This window comes from Microbacterium sp. LMC-P-041, from assembly GCF_030209555.1.
Classification (GTDB): Bacteria; Actinomycetota; Actinomycetes; order Actinomycetales; family Microbacteriaceae; genus Microbacterium.
Genome location: NZ_JARVRV010000004.1, coordinates 127,715 through 150,240 on the forward strand (window position 1 = coordinate 127,715; position 22,526 = coordinate 150,240).

The 22,526-nt window shown below is 69.0% G+C and carries 25 protein-coding genes; 11 read left to right on the forward strand and 14 right to left on the reverse strand.

The features are described from left to right. Positions 1–41: 41 nt before the first annotated feature. The 4 genes from QRN21_RS07000 to QRN21_RS07015 all read right to left on the reverse strand — a co-directional run bounded on the left by QRN21_RS07000 (position 42) and on the right by QRN21_RS07015 (position 4,827). The gene (locus QRN21_RS07000; protein ID WP_285363508.1) at positions 42–1,397 is read right to left on the reverse strand and encodes a dihydrolipoamide acetyltransferase family protein; all 1,356 of its coding nucleotides are present in this window, start codon (positions 1,395–1,397) and stop codon (positions 42–44) included. A 36-nt stretch (positions 1,398–1,433) separates the two neighbouring features. After that, complete coding sequence (locus QRN21_RS07005; protein WP_053099302.1) at positions 1,434–2,414, reverse strand: alpha-ketoacid dehydrogenase subunit beta; 981 nt, start codon at positions 2,412–2,414, stop codon at positions 1,434–1,436. 115 nt (positions 2,415–2,529) lie between these two features. Next, a complete protein-coding gene (pdhA, locus tag QRN21_RS07010) occupies positions 2,530–3,657 on the reverse strand; it encodes a pyruvate dehydrogenase (acetyl-transferring) E1 component subunit alpha (RefSeq protein ID WP_053099303.1) in 1,128 nt (375 codons plus the stop codon). 96 nt (positions 3,658–3,753) lie between these two features. Continuing rightward, positions 3,754–4,827: a histidinol-phosphate transaminase gene (locus QRN21_RS07015; RefSeq protein WP_171821958.1), complete on the reverse strand. Its 1,074-nt coding sequence runs from the start codon at positions 4,825–4,827 to the stop codon at positions 3,754–3,756. Positions 4,828–4,879: 52 nt separating this feature from the next. On the opposite strand from QRN21_RS07015, the gene QRN21_RS07020 reads away from it, so the two are divergent. Next, positions 4,880–5,284, forward strand: a complete 405-nt coding sequence (locus QRN21_RS07020; RefSeq protein ID WP_053098140.1) for a phage holin family protein — start codon at positions 4,880–4,882, stop codon at positions 5,282–5,284. A 27-nt stretch (positions 5,285–5,311) separates the two neighbouring features. Here the strand turns inward: QRN21_RS07020 and QRN21_RS07025 are convergent, their stop codons facing one another. Together QRN21_RS07025 and QRN21_RS07030 are read right to left on the reverse strand one after the other, a co-directional pair. Next, positions 5,312–6,589 (reverse strand): hypothetical protein, encoded by a 1,278-nt coding sequence (locus QRN21_RS07025; RefSeq protein ID WP_230100913.1) that lies wholly within the window; start codon positions 6,587–6,589, stop codon positions 5,312–5,314. Continuing rightward, positions 6,586–6,849 carry a hypothetical protein gene (locus QRN21_RS07030; RefSeq protein ID WP_072592106.1) on the reverse strand — a complete coding sequence of 88 codons (264 nt, stop codon included), beginning with the start codon at positions 6,847–6,849 and terminating at the stop codon, positions 6,586–6,588. Before QRN21_RS07030 ends, QRN21_RS07025 begins: the two co-directional genes overlap by 4 nt. A 230-nt stretch (positions 6,850–7,079) precedes the next feature. On the opposite strand from QRN21_RS07030, the gene QRN21_RS07035 reads away from it, so the two are divergent. Continuing rightward, a complete protein-coding gene (locus QRN21_RS07035; RefSeq protein ID WP_230100954.1) occupies positions 7,080–7,556 on the forward strand; it encodes a low molecular weight protein-tyrosine-phosphatase in 477 nt (158 codons plus the stop codon). Beyond that, positions 7,553–8,935 carry an adenylosuccinate lyase gene (purB, locus tag QRN21_RS07040; RefSeq protein WP_056275439.1) on the forward strand — a complete coding sequence of 461 codons (1,383 nt, stop codon included), beginning with the start codon at positions 7,553–7,555 and terminating at the stop codon, positions 8,933–8,935. Before QRN21_RS07035 ends, purB begins: the two co-directional genes overlap by 4 nt. A 196-nt stretch (positions 8,936–9,131) precedes the next feature. Here the strand turns inward: purB and QRN21_RS07045 are convergent, their stop codons facing one another. The 3 genes from QRN21_RS07045 to QRN21_RS07055 form a co-directional block, all read right to left on the reverse strand. Next, positions 9,132–10,565 carry an MFS transporter gene (locus QRN21_RS07045; RefSeq protein ID WP_187249206.1) on the reverse strand — a complete coding sequence of 478 codons (1,434 nt, stop codon included), beginning with the start codon at positions 10,563–10,565 and terminating at the stop codon, positions 9,132–9,134. 63 nt (positions 10,566–10,628) lie between these two features. Beyond that, positions 10,629–10,982, reverse strand: a complete 354-nt coding sequence (locus QRN21_RS07050) for a hypothetical protein (protein WP_053098147.1) — start codon at positions 10,980–10,982, stop codon at positions 10,629–10,631. Continuing rightward, complete coding sequence (locus QRN21_RS07055; RefSeq protein WP_053098148.1) at positions 10,979–11,629, reverse strand: hypothetical protein; 651 nt, start codon at positions 11,627–11,629, stop codon at positions 10,979–10,981. Before QRN21_RS07055 ends, QRN21_RS07050 begins: the two co-directional genes overlap by 4 nt. A gap of 304 nt (positions 11,630–11,933) precedes the next feature. Here QRN21_RS07055 and QRN21_RS07060 point away from each other — a divergent pair, with 304 nt between their 5' ends. Beyond that, positions 11,934–12,842 (forward strand): hypothetical protein, encoded by a 909-nt coding sequence (locus QRN21_RS07060; RefSeq protein ID WP_056275446.1) that lies wholly within the window; start codon positions 11,934–11,936, stop codon positions 12,840–12,842. 33 nt (positions 12,843–12,875) lie between these two features. Here QRN21_RS07060 and QRN21_RS07065 read toward each other — a convergent pair whose 3' ends face one another. After that, positions 12,876–13,712, reverse strand: coding sequence for a sulfurtransferase (locus QRN21_RS07065; protein WP_285363509.1), 837 nt, complete (start codon positions 13,710–13,712; stop codon positions 12,876–12,878). Between the two features lie 134 nt (positions 13,713–13,846). On the opposite strand from QRN21_RS07065, the gene QRN21_RS07070 reads away from it, so the two are divergent. The 3 genes from QRN21_RS07070 to QRN21_RS07080 are packed head-to-tail and all read left to right on the forward strand — an operon-like array spanning position 13,847 to position 15,911. Further along, the gene (locus QRN21_RS07070; protein WP_285363510.1) at positions 13,847–14,734 is read left to right on the forward strand and encodes a DMT family transporter; all 888 of its coding nucleotides are present in this window, start codon (positions 13,847–13,849) and stop codon (positions 14,732–14,734) included. A gap of 44 nt (positions 14,735–14,778) precedes the next feature. Continuing rightward, entirely contained in the window at positions 14,779–15,438 is a 660-nt protein-coding gene (locus QRN21_RS07075; protein WP_285363511.1) for a GTP cyclohydrolase II, read from the forward strand. Then, entirely contained in the window at positions 15,438–15,911 is a 474-nt protein-coding gene (locus tag QRN21_RS07080) for a MarR family winged helix-turn-helix transcriptional regulator (protein ID WP_053098153.1), read from the forward strand. Before QRN21_RS07075 ends, QRN21_RS07080 begins: the two co-directional genes overlap by 1 nt. Position 15,912: 1 nt before the next feature. Here QRN21_RS07080 and QRN21_RS07085 read toward each other — a convergent pair whose 3' ends face one another. Next, the gene (locus QRN21_RS07085) at positions 15,913–16,785 is read right to left on the reverse strand and encodes an aldo/keto reductase (protein WP_285363898.1); all 873 of its coding nucleotides are present in this window, start codon (positions 16,783–16,785) and stop codon (positions 15,913–15,915) included. Between the two features lie 92 nt (positions 16,786–16,877). Here QRN21_RS07085 and QRN21_RS07090 point away from each other — a divergent pair, with 92 nt between their 5' ends. Beyond that, complete coding sequence (locus QRN21_RS07090; RefSeq protein ID WP_285363512.1) at positions 16,878–17,765, forward strand: helix-turn-helix transcriptional regulator; 888 nt, start codon at positions 16,878–16,880, stop codon at positions 17,763–17,765. 57 nt (positions 17,766–17,822) lie between these two features. Further along, entirely contained in the window at positions 17,823–18,179 is a 357-nt protein-coding gene (locus QRN21_RS07095; protein ID WP_053098156.1) for a helix-turn-helix domain-containing protein, read from the forward strand. A 161-nt stretch (positions 18,180–18,340) separates the two neighbouring features. Here the strand turns inward: QRN21_RS07095 and QRN21_RS07100 are convergent, their stop codons facing one another. Beyond that, positions 18,341–18,934: a ClpP family protease gene (locus QRN21_RS07100; RefSeq protein WP_056275458.1), complete on the reverse strand. Its 594-nt coding sequence runs from the start codon at positions 18,932–18,934 to the stop codon at positions 18,341–18,343. Further along, positions 18,931–19,545 carry a ClpP family protease gene (locus QRN21_RS07105; RefSeq protein WP_285363513.1) on the reverse strand — a complete coding sequence of 205 codons (615 nt, stop codon included), beginning with the start codon at positions 19,543–19,545 and terminating at the stop codon, positions 18,931–18,933. Before QRN21_RS07105 ends, QRN21_RS07100 begins: the two co-directional genes overlap by 4 nt. Before the next feature lie 169 nt (positions 19,546–19,714). Here QRN21_RS07105 and QRN21_RS07110 point away from each other — a divergent pair, with 169 nt between their 5' ends. Then, complete coding sequence (locus QRN21_RS07110; protein ID WP_072592111.1) at positions 19,715–20,182, forward strand: acyl-CoA thioesterase; 468 nt, start codon at positions 19,715–19,717, stop codon at positions 20,180–20,182. 191 nt (positions 20,183–20,373) lie between these two features. After that, positions 20,374–22,083 carry an AMP-binding protein gene (locus QRN21_RS07115; RefSeq protein ID WP_285363515.1) on the forward strand — a complete coding sequence of 570 codons (1,710 nt, stop codon included), beginning with the start codon at positions 20,374–20,376 and terminating at the stop codon, positions 22,081–22,083. Between the two features lie 7 nt (positions 22,084–22,090). Here QRN21_RS07115 and QRN21_RS07120 read toward each other — a convergent pair whose 3' ends face one another. Further along, on the reverse strand, positions 22,091–22,483 hold the full coding sequence (locus QRN21_RS07120; protein ID WP_150115131.1) for a hypothetical protein: 393 nt from the start codon (positions 22,481–22,483) through the stop codon (positions 22,091–22,093). Positions 22,484–22,526: the final 43 nt, after the last annotated feature.

Consider the following 22,526-nt stretch of genomic DNA (forward strand, 5'->3'; position numbering starts at 1 on the left):
GGTCATCACGGTTCTCCGCCACTGTATCCCCGCTGTCCGCCTCACTCGACGAGCAGCGCGGGCTCCTCGAGAACCGATGCCACGTCGGCGATGAAGCGGCTCATGCCGTCGCCGTCGATCACGCGGTGGTCGAACGAACCTGCGACCGTGGTGACCCAGCGGGGGCGCACCTCGCCGTCGACGACCCACGGCTTCTGGCTGATCGTGCCCATGGCCACGATGCCCGCCTCGCCGGGGTTGATGATCGGCGTACCGGCATCCATCCCGAACACGCCGATGTTGGTGATCGTGATCGTGCCGCCCTGCTGGTCGGCGGGGCTCGTCTTGCCCTCGCGGGCGGTGAGCGTGAGGCGGTTCAGCGCGCGAGCGAGGTCCTTCATGCTGAGGTCCTGCGCGTCCTTGATGTTCGGCACGAGCAGGCCGCGCGGAGTGGCCGCCGCGATGCCGAGGTTCACGTAGTGGCGCACCGAGATCTCGGCGCCGCCCTCGGTCTCGATCCACGCGGCGTTCACCATCGGCGTGCGACGGGCGGCCCAGATGACGGCGCGAGCCATGATCAGCAGCGGCGAGACGCGGATGTCGGCGTAGTCGGGTGATGCCTTGAGCCGCTTCACGAGCTCCATCGTGCGGCTCGCGTCGATCTCCTTCCACACGGTGACGTGCGGGGCGGAGTAGGCGCTCTGCACCATCGCCGACGACGTGGCCTTGCGCACCCCCTTGACCGGGATCGACTCCGTGCGGTCGTCGGACACCGGGGCGGATGCCGGCGCTGCCGACACTCCACGGGCGAGGCCAGCCGGCGTGCTCTGCGGCGCGGGAACCGTCTCTTCGCGCACGGCTCCCCACTCCGGCGTCTCGATGTTGCGGAAGACACTCGCCTGCGAGGCATGGGTCACGACGTCGTCGCGGGTGACCTCGCCGTCTGCGCCGGTCGGCGTGACGGTCGTCAGATCGACGCCCAGGTCGCGGGCGAGCTTGCGGATCGGGGGCTTGGCGATCACGCCGACCGACGAGCGCACCGGGCGCTCTGCCGGACGCTTGCGCCGCGACGTCGCACCGCCGCCCGTGCCGTAGCCGACGAGAACCGACCCGCCGCCCTCTTCCGGCGCGGGGGCCTCCGCGGTGGCGATCTTGCCGGGTCCGGCGTCGTCGCGCGCATCGGTCACGAAGGTGATGATCGGCGAGCCGACCTCGACGGTCGCGCCCTCGGCGGCGAGCAGCTCGCCGACGACTCCGGCGTGCGGCGACGGCAGCTCGACGAGCGACTTGGCGGTCTCGATCTCGCAGATGACGTCGTTGATGGCGACGGAGTCACCCGGCGCGACCTTCCATGCCACGATCTCGGCCTCGGTCAGGCCCTCGCCCACATCGGGGAGGTTGAAGTTCTGCGTGCTCATGTGCGGTCCTTTCGGAACGGTGAGATCAGGGTGAGATCAGTAGGCGAGCGAACGGTCGACGGCCTCGAGGATGCGGTCGGCGTCGGGGAGGTAGGTTCCCTCGAGCTTCGCGGGCGGGAACGGAGTGTCGTATCCCGAGACGCGGAGCACGGGAGCTTCGAGCGCATAGAAGGCGCGCTCCATGACGGTCGCGGCGATCTCGCTGCCGATGCTGACGAAGCCCTGGGCCTCCTGGGCGTAGACCATGCGTCCGGTCTTGCGTACCGAGCTCAGGATGGGCTCGTAGTCGACCGGAGACAGCGACCGCACGTCGACGACCTCGCAGCTGGTGCCCTCGGCCTCGGCGAGCGCGGCCGCCTGCAGCAGGGTCGTGACCATGGCTCCGTGTCCGACGAGCGTGACGTCGGATCCGGTGCGCACGACGCGAGACGAGTGCAGCGGGGCGGCGGACGCGTCGAGCTCGACCTCGCCCTTCTGCCAGTAGCGACTCTTCGGCTCCATGAAGATCACCGGGTCGTTCGACGCGATGGCCTCCTGGATCATCCAGTACGCATCGTTCGGCGTCGACGGCGACACCACCCGCAGGCCGGGGGTGTGCGCGAAGTAGGCCTCGGGGCTCTCCTGGTGGTGCTCGACCGCTCCGATGTGCCCGCCGTAGGGGATGCGGATCACGATGGGCAGGCTGATCCTGCCCTCGTGGCGGTTCGTGAGCTTGGCGAGCTGGGTCGTGATCTGGTCGAACGCGGGGAACACGAACCCGTCGAACTGGATCTCGATCACCGGACGGAACCCGGCCATCGCGAGCCCGATCGCGGTGCCGACGATCCCCGACTCCGCGAGGGGGGTGTCGAGCACGCGGCGGTCGCCGAAGTCGCGCTGCAGGTGCTCGGTGACCCGGAAGACACCGCCGAGCTTGCCGATGTCCTCGCCCATGAGCAGGACCTTGGAGTCGTCTTCGAGCGCCCGGCGCAGGCCTGAGTTCAGCGCCTTGCTGAGGGGCATCGTCTCGAGGGTCATGCGTGCACCGTCCTCGACGTCGTGAACTTCTGCGGCCATACGCACGTTCGGCGGCCACTGCGCGCAGCGCGGGCCGCGAAAGTCGCTCCTGGCCGAGAATCCTGAAGGCAGTCCATCACTTGCCGTCTCCTTCGAACGATGCCTCGTAGCGCGTGTGCCAGGCCTTCTGCTCCGCCACGAGCGGATGCGGGTCGCTGTACACGTGATCGAAGATCTTGTCTGCGGTCGGCGATCCGAGCTCGACGCTGCGTGAACGCAGGTCCTCGGCGGCGTCGGCCGCCTCGGCATCCACGTCGGCGAAGAACTGCCCCGCCGCTCCCCTGTTCTCGAGGAAGGCGCGCATGCGGTCGATCGGGTCTCGCAGCGCCCACGACTGCTCTTCGTCGGAGCCGCGGTACTTCGTGGGGTCGTCGCTGGTGGTGTGCGCGCCGAGACGGTACGTGACCGCCTCGATCGCCCGGGGACCCTGGCCGCTGCGGGCTTCGTCGAGAGCGACGCGCGACACGGCGTAGCTGGCGAGGACGTCGTTGCCGTCGACGCGGACGCTGGGGATGCCGTAGCCGGCGCTGCGCTCGACCAGCGGCACCCGCGACTGCGTCGCGACCGGCACCGAGATCGCCCAGTGGTTGTTCTGCAGGAAGAAGACGGTGGGAGCCTGGTAGCTCGCGGCGAAGACCATCGCCTCGTGCACGTCGCCCTGGCTCGACGCCCCGTCGCCGTAGTAGACGATGACGGCTTCGTCCTTGTCGACGTCGCCGGTGCCGGATCGACCGTCGAAGTTCAACGCCATCGCGTAGCCGGCTGCATGCAGCACCTGCGAGCCGAGAACCAGGGTGTAGAGGCGGGTGTTGCCGTTCTTGGGGTCGGTCGGATCCCAGCCGCCGTGCGAGACACCGCGCATCAGCTTGATGATGTCGACGGGGTCGACGCCGCGGATGCGCGTCACGGCGTGCTCGCGGTACGACGGGAAGAGTGTGTCCTGGGCGCGGGCGGCGCGGGCGGACCCGACCTGGGCGGCCTCCTGCCCACGACTCGGCGGCCACAGCGCCAGCTGTCCCTGTCGCTGCAGGTTGGTCGCCTGGGTGTCGATCGCGCGGATGACCACCATGTCCCGGTAGAACTGCTCGAGCTCGGCGTCGCTGATCGCCTCGATCAACGACAGATACTGCTCAGCAGCCGGACTCGGCGTGAAGCGGCCATCCTGATCCAGGACGCGGACGAGTTCAGTCTCTGACGAGGTCACGACCCCCACGCTACCCGCGCGCGCATGCCCGGTCACGCATACCTAGGACGTCCTCGCATCTGCCGGGAACCCGGAGAAACGGCGGAACGGCGCGGATCAGCGCAGTGACGATGCGACCTCGAGCACGCGCGCCACGGACGCCTCCTCGCCCACGGAGATGCGGATGCCGTCACCCGGGAACGGGCGCACGATGAGGTCGGCGGCGACGAATGCGGCGGCGACCTCGTCGGTGCGCTCGCCGGTGGGCAGCCAGATGAAGTTGGCCTGCGAGTCGGGCACGTCCCAGCCCTGCCGACGCAGCCCCTCGAGCAGGCGCGTGCGGCGCTCGACGATCACCGCGACGCGCTCGAGCAGCTCGGACTCGGCGTCGAGGCTCGCGATCGCGGCGTTCTCGGCTGCCGACGTGACAGAGAGCGGGATGCCGGTGGTGCGCGCGGCATCGAGGACCTTCTCGTTGCCGATCGCGTATCCGATGCGCAGGCCCGCGAGTCCGTAGGCCTTCGAGAAGGTGCGCAGCACGACGACGTTCGGATGCCGCTCGAACACCCGCTCGGCGAGACCGTCGACCGCCCCGGGCACCGTCACGAACTCGGCGTAGGCCTCGTCGAGGACGATCAGCACATCGGCGGGGACGCGCTCGACGAACGTCGCGAACTCGTCGCTCGTGATGATCGGACCGGTCGGATTGTTCGGGGTGCAGAGGATGACGGCACGCGTGCGCTCGGTGACCGCCTCAGCCATCGCGTCGAGGTCGTGACGGGAGTCGGGCGTGAGAGGCACCTGCACCCCGGTCGCGCCCGCGACGAGCGGCAGACTCGGATAGGCCTCGAACGAGCGCCAGGCGTAGACGACCTCGTCACCTACGGAGGCGGTCGCGAGGATCAGCTGGTGGAGGATCGAGACGCTGCCCGCAGCCACGTGCACCTGGTCGGGCTCGACGGCGTACCGTGCACCGAGTCGTACGCGGAGGCGGCCGGCGGTGGCATCCGGGTATCGGTTGATGGGCGTCGTGTGCTGCAGCGCCGCGGCGACCGACGGAAGCGGCTCGAACGGGTTCTCGTTGCTCGAGAGCTTGAATGCGTCGGGGCCCGCCTGCTTGCCCTGTCGGTACGGCGCCAGGGCGGCGATGGCGGGACGGATGCGCGGAAGGATCGGGTCGGTCACAGTCATGAGTCTAGATTCCGCGGCGCTCCCGCGCCCCACATGGAAGACTGGACGGACTATGCGCTTCATCATCCGAGTCGTCGTCAACGCGTTCGCCCTCTGGGTCGTGACGCTGATCCCCGCCCTGCAGGTGCAGATCAGGGCGTTCGCGCCGGGCGAGACCCTGCAGCTCGTGCTGACCCTGCTCGCGGTGGCCGCGATCTTCGCGCTCGTGAACACCGTCATCGGCACGGTGGTGAAGATCGTCGCGTTCCCGCTGTACATCATCACCCTCGGACTGATCGGCTTCGTGATCAACGGCTTCCTGCTGTGGCTCACGGCGTGGATCACGAGCGGGTTCGGCTGGGGTCTCACGGTCGGCAGCTTCTGGTGGGGCGTGCTCGCCGCGCTCATCATCTCGCTGATCAACGGTGTCTTCGGCTTCATCCTGCGTCCGCAGAGCAAGAAGCAGCGTCGGGACTGACGCCTGCCTGCGCACCTCGCGCGGCCGTCATCCGACACGCTCGGCCTGATACTCGGTGCGCTCGACCACCTCGGCGGTGTCGAGCTCGCGCCAGAACTCGTGCATCGCATCGATTCGCAGGTCGCTGAGCTCATCGGCCATCTCCGCGGTGTCGATGTACGTGTCGAGGTGGTGCGCGTCGACCGTCAGGTCCCCGAGGGTGTCCTGCGGGGTTCCTTCAGTGAGCAGGGTGATGCTGTCATCCGACCCGGTCCCCTCGGGCGATCCTCCGCCGGCCAGCCCGGAGACCACGTCGTCGGAATGACGCAGCTGGATGATGGTCTGGTCGTCATCCAGGGTCGGCTCGACCGGGCTTCCCGCCGTGATCTGCATCTGCACGTCGAACGGACTCTCCATCGCGAGGTGAGCGGCGACCATGGCCGATTGCGAATGGGCGACGACATCGACCTCATCGCCCGGCTGCGCCCCCGCCGCCTCGAGCGCCTCGATCGTCGCCTGATACGACGCGGATCTCTTCCCGGTGTAGAGCTCGGCGTTGGACTTGGAGTCCCACGGCTGCGCACCTCCCCACGCGACGCTCTGCGTTCCTTCCAGGTAGGCGACGAACTTCGTGGTGCCGTCGGCGAAGGAGTACTTCTCGACGGCGACCTGCGCTCCGACGGCGACCGGCATGCGCCTCAAGGCTCCGGCCAGGCCCGAGGGCGCCCCCTGGGGCGAGGACGTCTTCACCGGCGAGACCGTGACGGGGTCGGCCGTGCCCTGCAGCCTCTCGCCGGGGAGCACCTTGCCGAACCCCGAGAACGCCCCGACGAGCGCCGCGGTCCCGAAGACGTGGTCGTACAGGGCGGGCGTCACGAGGTTGCCCGTGAGGCCTTCGAATCGTCTGGCGCGCCACTGAGCGACGAGGTCGTCGGCCATCTTCGAGATGCGTTCGTCCGACGCAGCAAGACGATCGGCTCGTCGTGTCAGCCGCTGCGCCGTGCTCGGATCGGTCTGCGCGAGCATCTCCGCCTCCGCTCGCAGCTCGACGTATTCGTAGGCATCGGCCATGAGAAGGGTGGACTCGGCGGTCTCCTGGCACTCGGAGCGGAGTCGAGCTACGTGCTCGCCCGACGCCCACAGCCCCACCGTGTCGACGTGCTCGCTGAAGCCAGGAGAGTCGACGATGATCCGATGCGCTCGCATGATGGCCGAACGCGCATCGTCATAACGGGAGGCGACGGCATCGATGCGGTGAGCGACATCGCGCAGCACGTCGGGGTCGACGGCGATCGCTCCCCCGTGGTCGATCGTCAGCCCTGTCATGAGACGTCGATCCGTTCGGCCTCTGACTCACGGCTGCGCATCTCGGATGCCTCGACGCGTGTCCTCCGTCGGAGATCGTCGAGCGAGTGCTGCATCGCGCGCACCCCGTCGGAGTGCCAGTCGGTGTCGGCGGTGAGGACGGCGAGCGATGCGCGCACGTCGTCGAGCGCCTCGACGGCGCTGCGAAGCGCTGCCACGGCGCGGGACTGGGCCCAGGCGGTGTCTGCGGCGCCGGTCTGTGCGAGTGCGAAGGAGTACATGCGCCCAGCATCCGCGATCCACTGCCGCTGCGATGTGCGGACGCCCCTCGGATCTCGGGCCTCGTGAGCAGTTGGCTCGGTCGCGGCACCGGTGCAGAACGGGTGCGCCCGCCCGGCCCGGGATCTCCGGCATCGCGCGATCGGGCTGCGACCGGCAGAATAGGACGGTGACATCCCCGGATCCCTTCCGCGTGATCTTCGTGTGCACGGGGAACATCTGCCGTTCTCCGATGGCGGAGGTGGTGTTCCGCGATCTCGCGGAACGTCAGGGTCTCGGCTCGCGGATCGTCTCCCGCAGCGCGGGAACAGGAGATTGGCACCTCGGCGAACGGGCCGACCACCGCACTCTCGATTCCCTCAGCCGCCGCGGCTACGACGGCTCACTCCACCGCGCGAAGCAGTTCACCTTCTCCTCCTTCTCGGAGAACGACCTCGTCGTCGCCCTCGACCGCACTCATGAGCGCATCCTGCGCGAGTGGGCCGCCAACGAGGACGAGGAGGGCAAGGTCACCCTGCTGCTCGCCTTCGACCCCGACGCGCACAGCCAGGATGTCCCCGACCCCTACTACGCCGGCGCCGAGATGTTCGATTCGGTGCTCGGTATGATTGAGACCGCGACTCGCGGGCTGTTCCGCCAGCTCGAGCCGGCTCTCCGCCAGCCCCGCACGCCCCGCACTCCCGGGGCCCGATCAGGAGGACTCCCCTGACTTTCCAGCCTTCGCTCCCGCCCCAGCCGCTGAGCCCCCTCGACGGTCGCTACCGCGGCGCCGTCACCGGCCTCGCCGACTTCCTCTCGGAGGCCGGCCTCAACCGCGCCCGTGTCGAGGTAGAGGTGGAGTGGCTGATCGCGCTCACCGACCGCTCGCTCTTCGAGACGAGCCCCCTGTCGGATGCCGACAAGGAGCGCCTGCGCGCCCTCTACCGCGACTTCGGCCAGGCCGAGATCGACTGGCTCGCCGAGAAGGAAGCCGTCACGCAGCACGACGTGAAGGCGATCGAGTACCTCGTGCGCGACCGACTGTCGGCCCTCGGCCTCGACGCGATCGCCGAGCTCACCCACTTCGCCTGCACAAGCGAGGACATCAACTCCGCGTCCTACGCCCTGACCGTCAAGCGCGCGGTCGAGGAGGTCTGGCTGCCGGGTCTCGACGTCGTGATCGCGAAGCTCCGCGAGCTGGCCGCCGAGCACGCCGACGCCGCGATGCTCTCCCGCACCCACGGTCAGCCGGCCACTCCGTCGACCATGGGCAAGGAGCTCGCCGTCTTCGCGTGGCGTCTCGAGCGCGTGCGCGCGCAGATCGCAGCATCCGACTACCTCGCCAAGTTCTCGGGCGCGACCGGCACCTGGTCGGCGCACATCGCCGCCGACCCCGACGCCGACTGGCCCACCATCTCGCGCGAGTACATCGAGGGCCTGGGTCTGGGCTTCAACCTGCTGACGACGCAGATCGAGTCGCACGACTGGCAGGTCGAGCTCTACGATCGCGTGCGTCACGCCGGCGGGATCCTGCACAATCTCGCCACCGACATCTGGACGTACATCTCGCTCGGCTACTTCGCGCAGATCCCCGTCGCGGGCGCGACCGGATCGTCGACGATGCCGCACAAGATCAACCCGATCCGGTTCGAGAACGCCGAGGCCAACCTCGAGATCTCCGGCGCCCTGCTGGCATCCCTCGGACAGACCCTCGTCACCAGCCGACTGCAGCGCGACCTCACCGACTCGACGACGCAGCGCAACATCGGCGTCGCGTTCGGCCACTCGCTGCTCGCGATCGACAACCTGCGTCGCGGTCTGAACGCCATCTCGCTCTCGCGCGACGTGCTGCTCGCCGACCTCGACGTGAACTGGGAAGTCCTCGCCGAAGCAATCCAGACCGTCATCCGCGCGGAGGTCGTCGCCGGCCGCTCGTCGATCAGCGACCCCTACGCGCTGCTGAAGGAGCTCACCCGCGGTCACCGCGTGGGCGCCGCGGACCTGGCGGAGTTCGTCGAGGGACTCGAGATCGGGGATGCCGCGAAGCAGCGTCTGCTCGCCCTCACCCCCGCCTCGTACACCGGCATCGCCGAGCAGCTCGCGAAGTAGCGCGAACGAGCGGGTGCCGCTGAGGCATCCGCTCGTTCGGTGCGGGGCCAGAAACGCACCGCACGCGCGATGCGGGGCCAGAAACGCACCGCAATCGGCCGAATCGGATGCGAAAGTGACCCCGCAGCGAAGCGACCCGCAGCGAAGCGACCCCGCACGAATCTGACCCGGCGCCGGGTCACGAACGACGTGCGGGCTAGGGGCGGGGCTCTCCGGAGTGCGCGCCCGCCGGATCCCGCGGCATGAACGCCGCGGCGATCAGGGTGAGCACGGCCACGACGGCGGCAGCGATGAACACCCAGACGGATGCCGAGATGATGGTCGCCGGGTCCTCGGGCCCCGCGCCCTGCGCGATCACCGAGTTCGAGATCGCGCCGAACACGGCCACCCCGAGCGCGCTGCCCGCCGAGCGGGCGAAGGCGTTCATGCCGGTCACGGCACCCCGCTCGCCCCAGCCGACCGAGGCCTGAGCCGCGATCAGCGTCGGGGCGGCGCTCCAGCCGAGGCCGAAGCCCAGGACGAATGCCACGGCGGCGATCGAGAACGGATTGGGCCAGGGAGAGACCACCGCCAGAGCGATCGCCGCGACCGCGGTGATCGACATGCCGGTGAGCGCTGTGCGTCGGAAACCGATCCGCATGTACAGCCGGCCCGCGTTCGCGGCGGCGAGCGGCCAGCCGAGGGTGAGCGCCGCGACGGCCAACCCCGACAGCAGCGGCGCGATGCCGATGGACCCTTCCAGATATGCGGGTGCGAAGCTCGTCACGCCGGTCATCAGGGCGCCGATGCCCAGGGAGACGATCGTCGTCGTGAGGATCAGCGGCCGCGCCGCCAGGCGCAGGTCCACGATCGGCTCGGCTGCGCGACGCTCGACGAGGCCGAAGGCCACGAGCGCCGCGGCGCCGAGTCCGAAGCAGACGGCACTGGGGATCGACAGCCACGCCCAGGCGTTGCCGCCCTCCAGCATCCCGAGGATCAGGCCCGTGAGTCCGACCGTGAGCAGCACGGCACCGGCGTAGTCGATGCGATGACGCTGCGTCTGCTTCTCTTCGTGGTACCGCCGCAGCAGCATCCATCCCGCGATCAGACACAGCGGGATGTTGACCCAGAAGATCCACCGCCAGGCGTCGAGCTGGGCGAAGATGCCGCCGAGCGCCGGCCCGACGACAGAGGAGATCGCCCACACCGAGGCGATGTACCCCTGCACCTTGGCGCGCTCGGCGACCGTGTAGATGTCGCCGACGATCGTCATCGACATCGGCGCGACGGCACCGGCGCCGAGGCCCTGGATGATGCGGAACACGATCAGGGCGGTCATGCTCCAGGCGAAGCCGGAGAGGACCGACCCGAGCAGGAACAGGGCGATGCCGAGCAGGATGATCGGCTTGCGGCCGACGGTATCGGCGAAGCGCGAGTAGATCGGCACGCTGACCGCCTGTGCGAGCAGATAGACCGAGAAGAGCCAGGGGAACTGCTGGTAGCTGCCCAGATCGCGCACGATGCTGGGCACCGCGGTCGCGAGGATCGTCGCGTCGATCGCGATCAGCCCCGTGGCGAGCATGAGGGCCCCGAGCACCGGGCCTCGTTCCGACCTGAGTCCGATGGAGGCGCGGTCGATCGAGGCAGTCACTACAGGGACAAGCCTTCGCAGCCCGGGACTATTCCGGTCGCGATGGCGAACCTTGCGATCCGGTCAGGAGGAGGACGTGCGGCCCGGCTTGTCGGCGCCCGGCTCGTCGGGAGTCTCGGGGTCGAACAGCACGGGGCGGTCGACCTTCTTGGTGACCTCGGCCGGGTCGACCACGAGGATCAGCATGGCGAGGAACAGCAGCGTGACGATGAATGCGCCGCCGCCGACCACCAGGCCGAGAGCGATCGGCGTGAGGCCGTCGTAGGTGCCGTTCGCGATGGCGTTGTTCACCCGGGCGGTGAAGGCGCCGGTCGACACGAGCGTCACCACCGCGGCGAAGACACCGCAGCCGAGAGCGATTCCCAGCAGGTGCAGCGGGCGCAGAATGTCGCGTCGGGTGGGCTTCTCGTCGCTCATCGCTCTCCTCCGTGCCCGGCGGGGGCGGGGTCGTTCTCGATCGTGGTCCCGGCGGCGACAGCATCCGCTCGCTTCGGGGTCAGACCGGCGATGCCGAGGAAGACCGCGACGATGGCCGCGTATCCGCCGAACATCCCGACGCCGAGGATGATGCCGGTGAGCTCGAACGCACCGGCTCCCTCGATGGCGTACGGCTGCACGAAGCCCGCCGGGATCGCGATCAGGAGCACGGCCAGCAGCAGGCCGAAGGCGCCGAGGGTGATCGAGTCCCGTGCGGTCGCGTCGCCGGCTTTGCGCGCACGGAGTCCGACGACGAGCTCGAGGATGCCGGTCGAGACCGCCCAGGCGATCACGACGACGAAGAAGAGGTCTTCGGTACGCCATGCGGGCACACCGGCGGTCATCCCGGCGACGAAGCTCAGCAGGGCGAACACGACGGACGGCCAGCGCTGACCGGCCGGGTAGACGAGCCACGCGGCGACGATCATCACGAGGCCGGTGGTGAGCACGAAGCCGCTGAAGACGGAGAGACCGACGGCCGCCGAGTGATCGGGCGAGAAGGTGATCATCACTGCAGCGGCGGCGGCGAAGAGCGCGCGCAGCAACTGGAGGTGACGCACGGTGAACGCGCGGGCGGTGGCAGACATGAAGATCGAGGGTCCTCCGGGGGTGTTCCCCCCAGTCTACGCGGGGGCGCTGAGTGGGCGCCGACACCGGAGAGGTGTTCGCGGGGCCCGATGGATCTCCCCAGATCGATCATCAGGCCCCGCGACAGAACGCAGCGACGGGGGCGACACTGCGTCAGGCCGAGTGGTCGCGAGGTCGGGCACCCTGCTCACGACTGCTCAGCCGATAGACCCCAGAAATAGCACCTCGTCCCCTACGCGATGCTGGTGTGGTCGTATGCTCACTCTAGGGCTCGATTCTTCACATACCGGAGGGGGTGCTGTGATGAGCATGGAAAGTGGTCTGCGCCGATATGCCGATGTATTCGCAGCGTCCTTTCGCGACGCGATCAATGCGCGTGGATTGACTCTGGCGCGGCTGCACGAGCAGCTGCGCGCCCGCGGCAACAGCGTGTCCATGGCGACGCTCAGCTACTGGCGGTCCGGAGCTCGGCGCCCCGAGGGTGCCCAGTCGATGGCCGCGCTCGGCGACATCGAGCAGCTGCTGCACCTCGAGCCCGGCTCTCTCACCGCCCTGCTCGGCACCACGAACCGCACCGGTCCGCTCGGACCCAACCTCTTCCCGCTCGACGAGCAGGAGCTCGAGGACGCCGTCAAAGAGGCGTTCGCCGCTCTCGGCGCGGAGTACCCCGACACGTCGCGCGAACTCACGACCCACTCGGTGACGGACGTGGATGCCGCGGGCAACGTCTCGTACTCGATCACGCGCAGCATCGTGCAGTCGACCGTCGGCACCGTCGCGTCGATCCCGTTCCTCGAGATGACACCGGGCATCAGCACTCCCGCCCCGTTCATCGAGGCGGTGGCGGGAGGACGCATCGCTGCCCGGTACTCGCACCCGAACGGCGAGGTGCACGGCGTCCTGTTCGAACTCGACGTTCCTCTGACCGCTCCGAGCACCGCGATGGTCGAGTGGTCGGTCGCCTACCCCCCGGACTATCCGCCCCAGCGCGAGACGGGTCATGCCGTCGCCCGGCAGACCAGGGAGCTGCTGGTGTGGACGCGATTCCACCCCGACGCGCTGCCCGACCGGATCGAAGAGCGCGTCGAGACGCCGGACGGCTCGAAGATCACGGAGCTGTCGCTCGAGGGCCGCAATTCGGTGCACCAGGTGCGACGCGCATTCGGACCCGGACTGCTCGGCGTCGCCTGGAGCTACGCCGACGGGCGCTGACCGCGCCCGTTCGCGGGCTCAGAGTCGACCGACTCACCCGGGCTGATCGCCGACCGCGACCGGACGCCCCGGAGCGTTCGACCACTGGCTCCACGAGCCGGGGAAGACCTTCGCCTCGATGCCGATCTCATCCAGCACCAGCGCGGTGTGCGCCGCCGTGATGCCCGAGCCGCAGTAGGCCGCGACGGGCGTCCCCTCGGTCACCCCGAGGGCGGCGAAGGTCGCCTGAAGGGTATGAGTGTCGAGGATCCGGCCCTCGGCATCCAGATGGGCGGCCATCGGGACGTTGAGCGCGCCCGGAATGTGCCCGGCGATCGGATCGAAAGGCTCGTGCTCTCCCCGATAGCGATCCGGCGCGCGCGCGTCGAGCAGCACACCGGTGTCGACGAACGAGGCGGCCTCGTCGATCGAGATCGCATCGCCGCCGATCTCGTCGAGGACGACGTCGCCGGGCTCGGCCTGCACGTCATCGTCGGCGACCGGAAGGCCGGCGGCCGTCCACGCGCGGATGCCGCCGTCGAGGACGCGCACGTCGACACCGCCCTGACGCAGCAGCCACCATGCTCGTGACGCGCTGACTCCCTTGGCGTCGTCATAGGCGACGACGACGTCACCCCGGTTCACACCCCACCGCCGGGCGGCATCCTGGAGCGTCGCCGTGGAGGGCAGGGGGTGCCGGCCGTCCGAGGGCTCGCCGTGGGTGGCGAGCTCGGTCGCGAGCGGCACGAAGACCGCCCCCGGGATGTGGCCCGCGAGGTAGTCCTCCCGGCCGTCGGGCCGGTCGAGTCGCCAGCGCACGTCGATCACACGCACGGGGGCCTCGGACGTCAGCAGATCGTGCAGTTCGGTGGCGCTCACGAAGTTGCTCATGATCCGAGGCTAGCGAGACGCCGTCCGGATCGCGCACCCGGCCGTATTCCGTCGACATATCGGGCCGATCGGCGATTCGAGACGGCGGTCGGCGCGGCGCTAGGCTCGTCCCGGCCGCGTCGAGAAAGGACAGCATGTCCACTCGATTCCGCATCATGAGCCTGCGCCGACAGGAGGTCGCCCTCATCGCCGTGACGGCGGTCTGGGGCAGCACATTCCTCCTGGTGCACTGGGCGATGCAGCACTCGGGGCCGTGGTTCTTCGTCGGCATCCGCTTCCTGGTCGCCGGCGCGATCAGCATCGTCATCTTCCGCCGGGCGCTGCGCGGCATCCGCTGGCGCGACATCGGCGCCGGGGTCGCGATCGGCGTGACGATCTATCTCGGATACGGATTGCAGACCGTCGGGCTGCAGACCATCGATTCGAGCACCTCGGCGTTCATCACCGCGATGTACATCCCTCTCGTGCCGCTCGCGCAGTGGGCCGTCTTCCGCAAGCGCCCACCGGCCATGGCGTTCGTGGGCGCCGCGCTCGCTTTCCTCGGACTGCTGCTCATCGCGGGACCCGATGCGTTCGCCCTGACCCTCGGGGCGGGCGAGATCCTGACGCTCATCAGCACCCTGCCCATCGCGGCCGAGATCATCCTGATCAGCGTGTTCGCCGGCCGGATCGACCTCGGCAGGATCACGATCATCCAGCTCCTCACCGCCGGAGTGCTCGGCATCCTCACCATGCCGGTCGTCGGCGAGGGCCTGCCCGAGTTCTCGTGGATCTGGGTCGGCTGCGCAGTCGGACTCGGAGTGGCGAGCTGCGTCATCCAGCTCACGATGAACTGGGCCCAGAAGTCCGTGTCCCCGACCCGCGCGACGATCATCTATGCGGGCGAGCCGGTCTGGGCGGCCGTGATCGGGCGCATCGCCGGTGAGCGCCTGCCTGTCGCCGCGCTGATCGGCGGAGCGCTCGTGGTGCTCGGCATCCTCGCCAGCGAGCTCAAGCCCGTGCGTCGTCGTTCCGCGGAGTAGTGCGCCAGCGGGAATATCGCGGGCGTCGGCGCGTTGCACCCGACATGATTGAAACTTCAACCGTCTTTCCGGTCGCCACAGAGCGGACGCGGGTGCGCGTGCCGATGCGCTTCGCCGACGGGTTCTCGACCACGGCGGATGTCGTCACGTTCGACGGACTGATCGACGGCCGCGAGCACCTGCTGCTCGGGCTCGGCGACTGGCGGGCCGCCCTGGAGCGCGCGGCCGACGGCGGCGACGCACCCCTCGCGCGTCCGCACAGCGAATGCCTGACCGGTGACGTGTTCGGTTCTGAGCGCTGCGACTGCGGCCCGCAGCTGCGTGAAGCCGTCGAGCGCATCGCCGAAGACGGCGGGTTCCTGCTCTACCTGCGCCAGGAGGGTCGGGGCATCGGCCTCTACGCCAAGCTCGACGCGTACGCGCTGCAGGATGCCGGCCTCGACACGTACGAGGCGAACGTCGCACTCGGCCGCGGAGAAGACGAACGCGACTACACGATCGCCGCGCAGATGCTGCAGGCGGTGGGCGTCGACAGCATCCGTCTGCTGAGCAACAACCCCGACAAGGCGGCACAGCTCGACGCCCTCGGCATCGGCGTCACCGAGCAGGTGCGCACCGGCGTGCACCTGTCGGACGCGAACCACCGCTACCTCGAGGCCAAGCGCGACCACACCTCGCACACGCTCGACCTGTCAGCCGCCTGATGAACGCGCAGCTGGCGAGCGAGCGGAGGCTCGACGATGCGGAGATGCAGACGTGGCTGCCGACCATCCGGTTCGTGCAGCTGCTGCCGCAGGTGCTCGATCGCACGCTCAAGGCCGAGACCGGGCTCAAGCACTCGCACTACGCGATCCTGGTGACCCTCGCAGGTCAGGGTGATCGCGCGATCCCGATGACCGAGCTCGCGCAGATCGCCGGGCTCAGCCGCTCACGACTCAGCCACGCGATCGACTCGCTCGAAGACCGCGGCTGGGTGACGCGCACCTCGTGCAGCAGCGACAAGCGCACGCTGACCGCTGCGCTGACGGATGCCGGTCGTGACCTGCTGCGGGCGGCGGCGCCCGTTCATGTGGCGCAGATCCGCGAACTGATCCTCGACCCTCTGACCGCAGAGGAGAGGGAGCAGCTCGGCACGATCTCGGCCAAGCTGCTCCCCGGCGTCGCCGCCGCTCTCTAGGTCACGCCTCGGGGATCTCGCGGCCGAAGGTCTCGAGCGTGACGTCCTCGGGCTCAGGGCCACGGCGCACACTGGTGTCGAGCGCATCGATCGCGTCGAGCTGGTCGGCGGTGAGCTCGAAGTCGAAGACGTCGAAGTTCTCGGCGATGCGGGCGGGACGCACCGACTTCGGCAGCGCGGAGCGGCCCTGCTGCAGGTGCCAGCGCAGCATCACCTGTGCCGGCGACTTGCCGTGCTCTGCGGCGATGGCCGTGAGCGTCTCGTCGTCGAAGACGGATGCGCCGTTGGGGCGGTAGGCCGTGATGCCGCCGATGGGCGACCACGCCTGGGTGACGATGCCGGCCGCGGCATCCGCCTGCTGCACCTCGCGCTGCTGGAAGTAGGGGTGCACCTCGATCTGGTTGAGCGCGGGGACGATGCTCGTCTCCGCCGCCAGCTTGTCGAGGTGCTCCACCATGAAGTTGCTGACGCCGATGGCGCGCACCCGACCGTCGGCGAGCAGGGTCTCGAGCGCCTTATAGGCACCCAGGGTGAGGTCGAAGCGGGTCGGCAGGGCCTGGTGCAGGATCAGCAGGTCGAGCTGATCGACCCCGAGCTTGCCCGTCGACTTCTCGAACGCGTGCAGGGTCTCGTCGTAGCCGAAATCGCTGATCCAGACCTTGGTCTCGATGAAGACCTCGTCGCGCGCGATACCGGTGCGGCGGATCGCCTCGCCCACCTCGCGCTCGTTGCCGTACGCAGCGGCGGTGTCGATCAGGCGGTAGCCGGTCTCGAGAGCGGTGCTGACGGCATCGACCGTCTCGTCCGGAGCGGCCTGGAACACTCCGAAGCCGAGGGCGGGCATCTCGATGCCGGTGTTGAGCGTGATGTTCATCGTCATACCTCCAGTGTGCGCGTCCGCTCACACGCGAGGGAGAGTCCACCAGTACCTCCCTTCGTCGCGACAGGGGGCGTACCGTCGCATACATGGACACCCGCAGCGAGGTGCGCGAATTCCTCTCGTCGAGGCGCGACCGCATCACCCCCGACCAGGCCGGCCTCCCCGCATTCGGCGGCAACCGGCGTGTGCCGGGGCTGCGCCGTGAAGAGGTGTCGCTGCTCGCCGGCGTCAGCGTCGACTATTACACCCGACTCGAACGGGGCGATCTGTCCGGCGTCTCCGACAGCGTGCTCGATGCGCTCGCCCGTGCTCTTCAGCTCGACGAGGCCGAGACCGCGCATCTGTTCGATCTCGCCCGCACCGCGAACGCCTCACCCGTCGCCCGCAAGCCGCGCAAGAAGGTCGAGACGCTGCGCCCCAGCATCCTGCGCCTGCTCGACGCGATGACCGAGGCGCCGGCGATCGTGCGCAACAACTACTTCGACTACCTCGCGGCGAACGCGCTCGGCCGCGCGCTCTATGCGCCCCTGTTCACGACCCCGGTGCCGAACAGCGCCCGCTTCGCCTTCCTCGACCCGGCCGCACAGACGTTCTACCCCGAATGGGAGCGAAACACCCAGGAGCTCGTGGCCGCGATGCGCGGCGAAGCCGGGCGCAATCCGTTCGACCGCAAGCTCACCGATCTCGTGGGCGAGCTGACGACGCGCAGTGAGCGGTTCCGCACCCTGTGGGCGGCGCACAACGTGCGCTTTCACCGCAGCGGTGTCAAGCGCATCAACCACCCGGTCGTCGGCGAGATGGAACTCACCTACGAGGCGTTCGAGCTGCCGGCCGACCCGGGCCTGCAGATGTCGACGTACACGGCGGAGCCGGGAACGGCATCCGCCGACAAACTGCGGATGCTCGCGAGCTGGGCGGCGACCGACGCTGCCGATGGGACCATCGATGCGCCTTCAGAGCGCACCGAGGCCTGATTTCTGCTCTGAGCAGAACCGCTCGAATCGTGCGCTGACGGCGGATTATCGTGAGGCATGGCCGACCTCGTCCCGTTCCCTCGCGCACCTCGCTCTGCCCGCCCTCGTCCCAGTGAGCCCGAGCCCCTATGGCGCCAGATGGTCGGCGATCAGCTGCGCCGTCGACGACACGACCGGGACGAGACCCTGACCGAGACGGCAGGGAACGCCGGAGTCTCGCCGCAATACCTCTCCGAGGTCGAACGGGGACTCAAGGAGCCGTCGAGCGAGATGATCGCGGCGATCGCCGGGGCCCTCGACACCTCGCTGATCGAACTGACGAGCGCCGTGGCCGACGAGCTGCGCCAGGCGACGATGGCTCCGGCATCCGCTGCGGTGTCCGCCACCCGCGGGGCCTTCGCCCTCGCCGCCTGACGGCTCGTCTCGTCTGCCCGTCCGTCTGCAGGTCCGTCCGTCTGCAGGTCCGTCCGTCTGCAGGTCCGTCCGTCTGCAGGACTTCGGCACGGATGCAGGACCAGAACGGCAGAATCATCCTGCATCCGTGCCCCGATCCTGCAGACGAACGCCGTGGCCGCTCAGTCCGCCCGCTCCCCCAGCACGGTGTCGACCAGACCGTAGTCCCGGGCGGCGGATGCCGTGAAGACGCGATCCCGGTCGGTGTCGGCGCGCAGCTCGCTCAGCGAGCGTCCGCTGTGCCTGGCGAGGATCGACTCCATGTCGGAACGCACCCGCACGACCTCGTCCGCCGCGAGGATGAGGTCGGGGATCGCTCCCCGCGACTGGCCCGCCGGCTGATGCAGCACGATGCGGGCGTGCGCGAGAGCTGCCCGCTGTCCCGGAGCCCCTGCCGCGACCAGCAGCGCCGCCGGCCCGATCGCCTGACCCACACACGTCGTCGCGATCGCCGGACGCACGTGCTGCATGGTGTCGTAGATCGCGAGCGCCGCCCCCGGGTCGCCACCTTCGCTGTTGATGTAGAACTGGATGCCGGAATCCTGGCTGTCGGCATCGAGGTGCAGCAGCTGCGCGATCAACGCGTTGGCGACTCCGGCGTCGACGCCGGTGCCGAGATAGATGACCCGCTCGGCGAGCAGGTGCGAGTAGACGTCCATGACGCGTTCACCGCGCGGATGCTGCGCGATGACGTTGGGGATCGTGTAGCCGCTCATGCGCCCGCCCCCAGCCCGACCCGGGCCCGACGACGCGGCATGAGATCCGCGAGCGAGGCGACGATCTCGTCGATGAAGCCATAGTCCTTCGCCTGCTCCGCCGTGTACCAGCGGTCGTGCAGCGAGTCCTCGAAGATGCGCTCCACGGGCTGTCCGGTGTCGGCCGCGATCAGCCCGAGCACGGTGTCGCGCATGTGCCTCAGGTCGTCGGCCTGCGTCTCGAGCTCGCCCGCCGAGCCCCCGATCCCCGCCGAGCCCTGATGCATGAGGATGCGCGCGTGCGGGAGCGCCCTGCGCTTGCCCCTCGCCCCGGCTGAGAGGAGGAACTGCCCGGCGCTGCACGCGAGCCCGAGTGCGAGGGTCGACACGTCGTTCGGCACGAGGGTCATGAGGTCGCGGATCGCGAGCATCGACGGCACGGAACCACCGGGCGAATGGATCCACAGGGCGATGTCGGTCGTCGGATCCTCCGCCGAGAGGGTGAGCAGCTGCGTCATGAGCAGCGTGCCGTTGTCGTCGTCAAGGGCGCCGTCGAGCACGAGCACCCGTTCGTGGAACAGTGCCCGGCGGGCCTCGGGGCCGAACTGCGGGATGGGGTTGTCTTCGCTCATGGCCCCAGCATCCGCCGCCGTGTCGGAGTGCGGGCGAGTATCCGCTCGCGGCAGATCGGCCCAGAGCAGATAGGCCCAGAAAAGATCGGCCCCAGCAGATCCACCCGTGCAGATCGGTTCGGCATCCTCGCGTAACACCCCCGACTCACGCGACTCCTACCCTCGAAGCATGGCGAAGCAGAAGACACCCGAGTGGCAGTGGTCCGAAGACGGCATCAACTTCCGCACCCGCAAATGGGTGAAGCCGGAAGACCTCAACGCGAACGGATCGCTGTTCGGCGGCAGCCTGCTGAAGTGGATCGACGAAGAGGCCGCGATCTACGCGATCGTGCAGCTGGGCAATTATCGGGCCGTGACGAAGCACATCTCCGAGATCAACTTCGAGGCCTCAGCCGTGCAGGGCGACCTGATCGAGATCGGCCTGCAGGCCACGCACTTCGGCACCACGTCTCTGACCATGCGCGCCGTCGCCCGCAACATGATCACGCGCAAGCGCATCCTCACGATCGAGAAGATCGTGTTCGTGAGCCTGGACGACGACGGGATGCCGACGCCGCACGGATACGACGAGATCACGTACAACCGCGATCGGATGCCGACCGAGCGCATCGCCACGGGGACGATCCGTCTGCCCTAGCCGCGGCTCCCGCCCGCTCGTCCGCCCGTGTGCGGGCCTCCGTTCAGGAGGAGATCCCTCGCACCGAAGGACCAGGCAGTGGATTCGGTCCTTCTGAGCGAGGGATCTCCTTCCGCAGGTGCGGGGGTCAGAGGCCGGCGTCTGCGCTCGGTGCGAGGATGGAACACGTCTGCCGAGCAAAGGAGCCCAGAATGAGCCGCAGCGCCACCGCAGCCACGACCGCGATCAGAGAGATGCGCGACTTCCTGTTCGCGAACGCGACGGACTACGCCGCGGCACGCGAGGGGTTCGCCTGGCCTGCGCCCGCTGAGTTCAACTTCGCGCTCGAATGGTTCGACGTGATCGCCGGCGAGTCGCCCGACCGCCCGGCGGTGCAGATCGTGTCAGCCGACCTCAGCCTCGAGTCGTGGACCTACGGAGAGCTGTCGAACCGCTCCGACCAGGTCGCCGCCTGGCTCACAGGACTCGGCATCGGGCGCGGCGACCACGTCATCGTGATGCTCGGCAACACCATCGAACTCTGGGAGGTGATGCTCGCCATCACCAAGGTCGGCGCGGTGTCGATCCCCACCTCGACGCTGCTCTCGGCATCCGACCTGGCCTACCGCGTCGACCACGGACGCGCCCGCGCCATCGTGACGCTCGGCGGCCTGGCCGAGCGCATCACCGACATCGACGGCGACGTCCTGCGCATCGGGGTGGGCGAGGGCATTCCGGCCGGGTGGACGCGCTTCGACGACTCCGCCGACGCTCCGACGACCTTCGAGCCCGACGCCGCGACCCCCGCCGATGACACGGCTCTGCTCTACTTCACGAGCGGCACGACCAACCGTCCGAAGCTCGTGCAGCACACCCACGTGTCGTACCCGATCGGGCATCTGTCGACCATGTGGTGGCTCGGTGTGCGCCCTGACGACGTGCACCTGAACATCTCGTCGCCGGGTTGGGCGAAGCACGCGTGGTCGAGCTTCTACTCGCCCTTTCTCGCCGAGGCGACCGTGTTCGTCTACAACTACGACCGCTTCGACGCGAACACCCTCATGCAGGTCATGGACACGCATCATGTCTCGACGTTCTGCGCGCCGCCCACCGTGTGGCGGATGCTGATCCAGGCCGACCTCGGGCGCTTGACCCACCCGCCGCGCGAGCTCGTCGGAGCCGGCGAACCGCTGAACCCCGAGGTCATCGACCGGGTGCAGGAGGCGTGGAGAGGCACGATCCGCGACGGCTTCGGCCAGACCGAGATGACGGCCTGCGTAGGCAACTCCCCCGGTCAGGTCGTCAAGATCGGATCGATGGGACGACCCCTGCCCGGATACCCCGTCGTGCTGCTCGACCCCGCGACCGGTGAGCTCGCCGAGCACGAGGGCGAGATCGCGCTCGACCTGGCGCATCCTCCGGTGGGGCTCATGGCCGGGTACTACGACGACCCCGAGAAGACGGCCGAGTCGCGCGTCGGCGGATACCACCACACGGGCGACATCGCCCAGCGGGATGCCGACGGCTATCTGACCTACATCGGCCGGGCGGACGACGTGTTCAAGGCGTCCGACTACAAGATCTCGCCGTTCGAGCTCGAGTCGGTGCTGCTGGAGCACGACCTCGTGATCGAGGCGGCGGTGATCCCGAGCCCCGATCCGACGCGGCTCGCAGTCCCGAAGGCGTACGTGTGCCTGCGCCCCGACGCGGCCGGATCCGACGCCGAGGCCGCGCGATCGATCTTCGCCTACGCCCACGACCGGCTGTCCTCGCACCTCTGGGTGCGGATCATCGAGTTCGTGCCCGAGCTGCCCAAGACGATCTCCGGCAAGATCCGCCGGGTCGAACTGCGCGCCCGAGAGGCCGAGCGCGTGGCCTCAGGGGACGAGGCCGCGCAGCACCGGGATCGCGACTACCGCTGAGTGCGGCTCAGCCTGCGAGCGCGGGCTGACTGCCGGTGCTCGGCGCTTTCGTGGAGCGCGCCGGGACCGTCGGCTCGGGCGCGTCGACGACAGCCTGGATCCGCGCGGCGCGGGCGACCTCACGGGCAGGCTCGCCCGCGTTGACGATCCCGCGTGCGACGGCTCCGATCACCAGCATCGCGACGAGCACGATGCCGGACACGAGCAGCGGCGTCCACTGATTCGCGAACGATGCCGTGGTGCTGAGCATCGCGCTCGGGATCCACAGTCCTACCGCTCCGCCGGCGAGACCCGCCGCTCCGCGCATGATCGCGACTCCCGCCACGATCGCGCACAGTGCCGCGAGCACTGCCCCCACCACTCCGATCGGCACCAGTATCGATGCCAGTTCGCTTGCCACCCTTGACGATGTCATCACGACCCCCCGGTCCGCGGAACCTCCG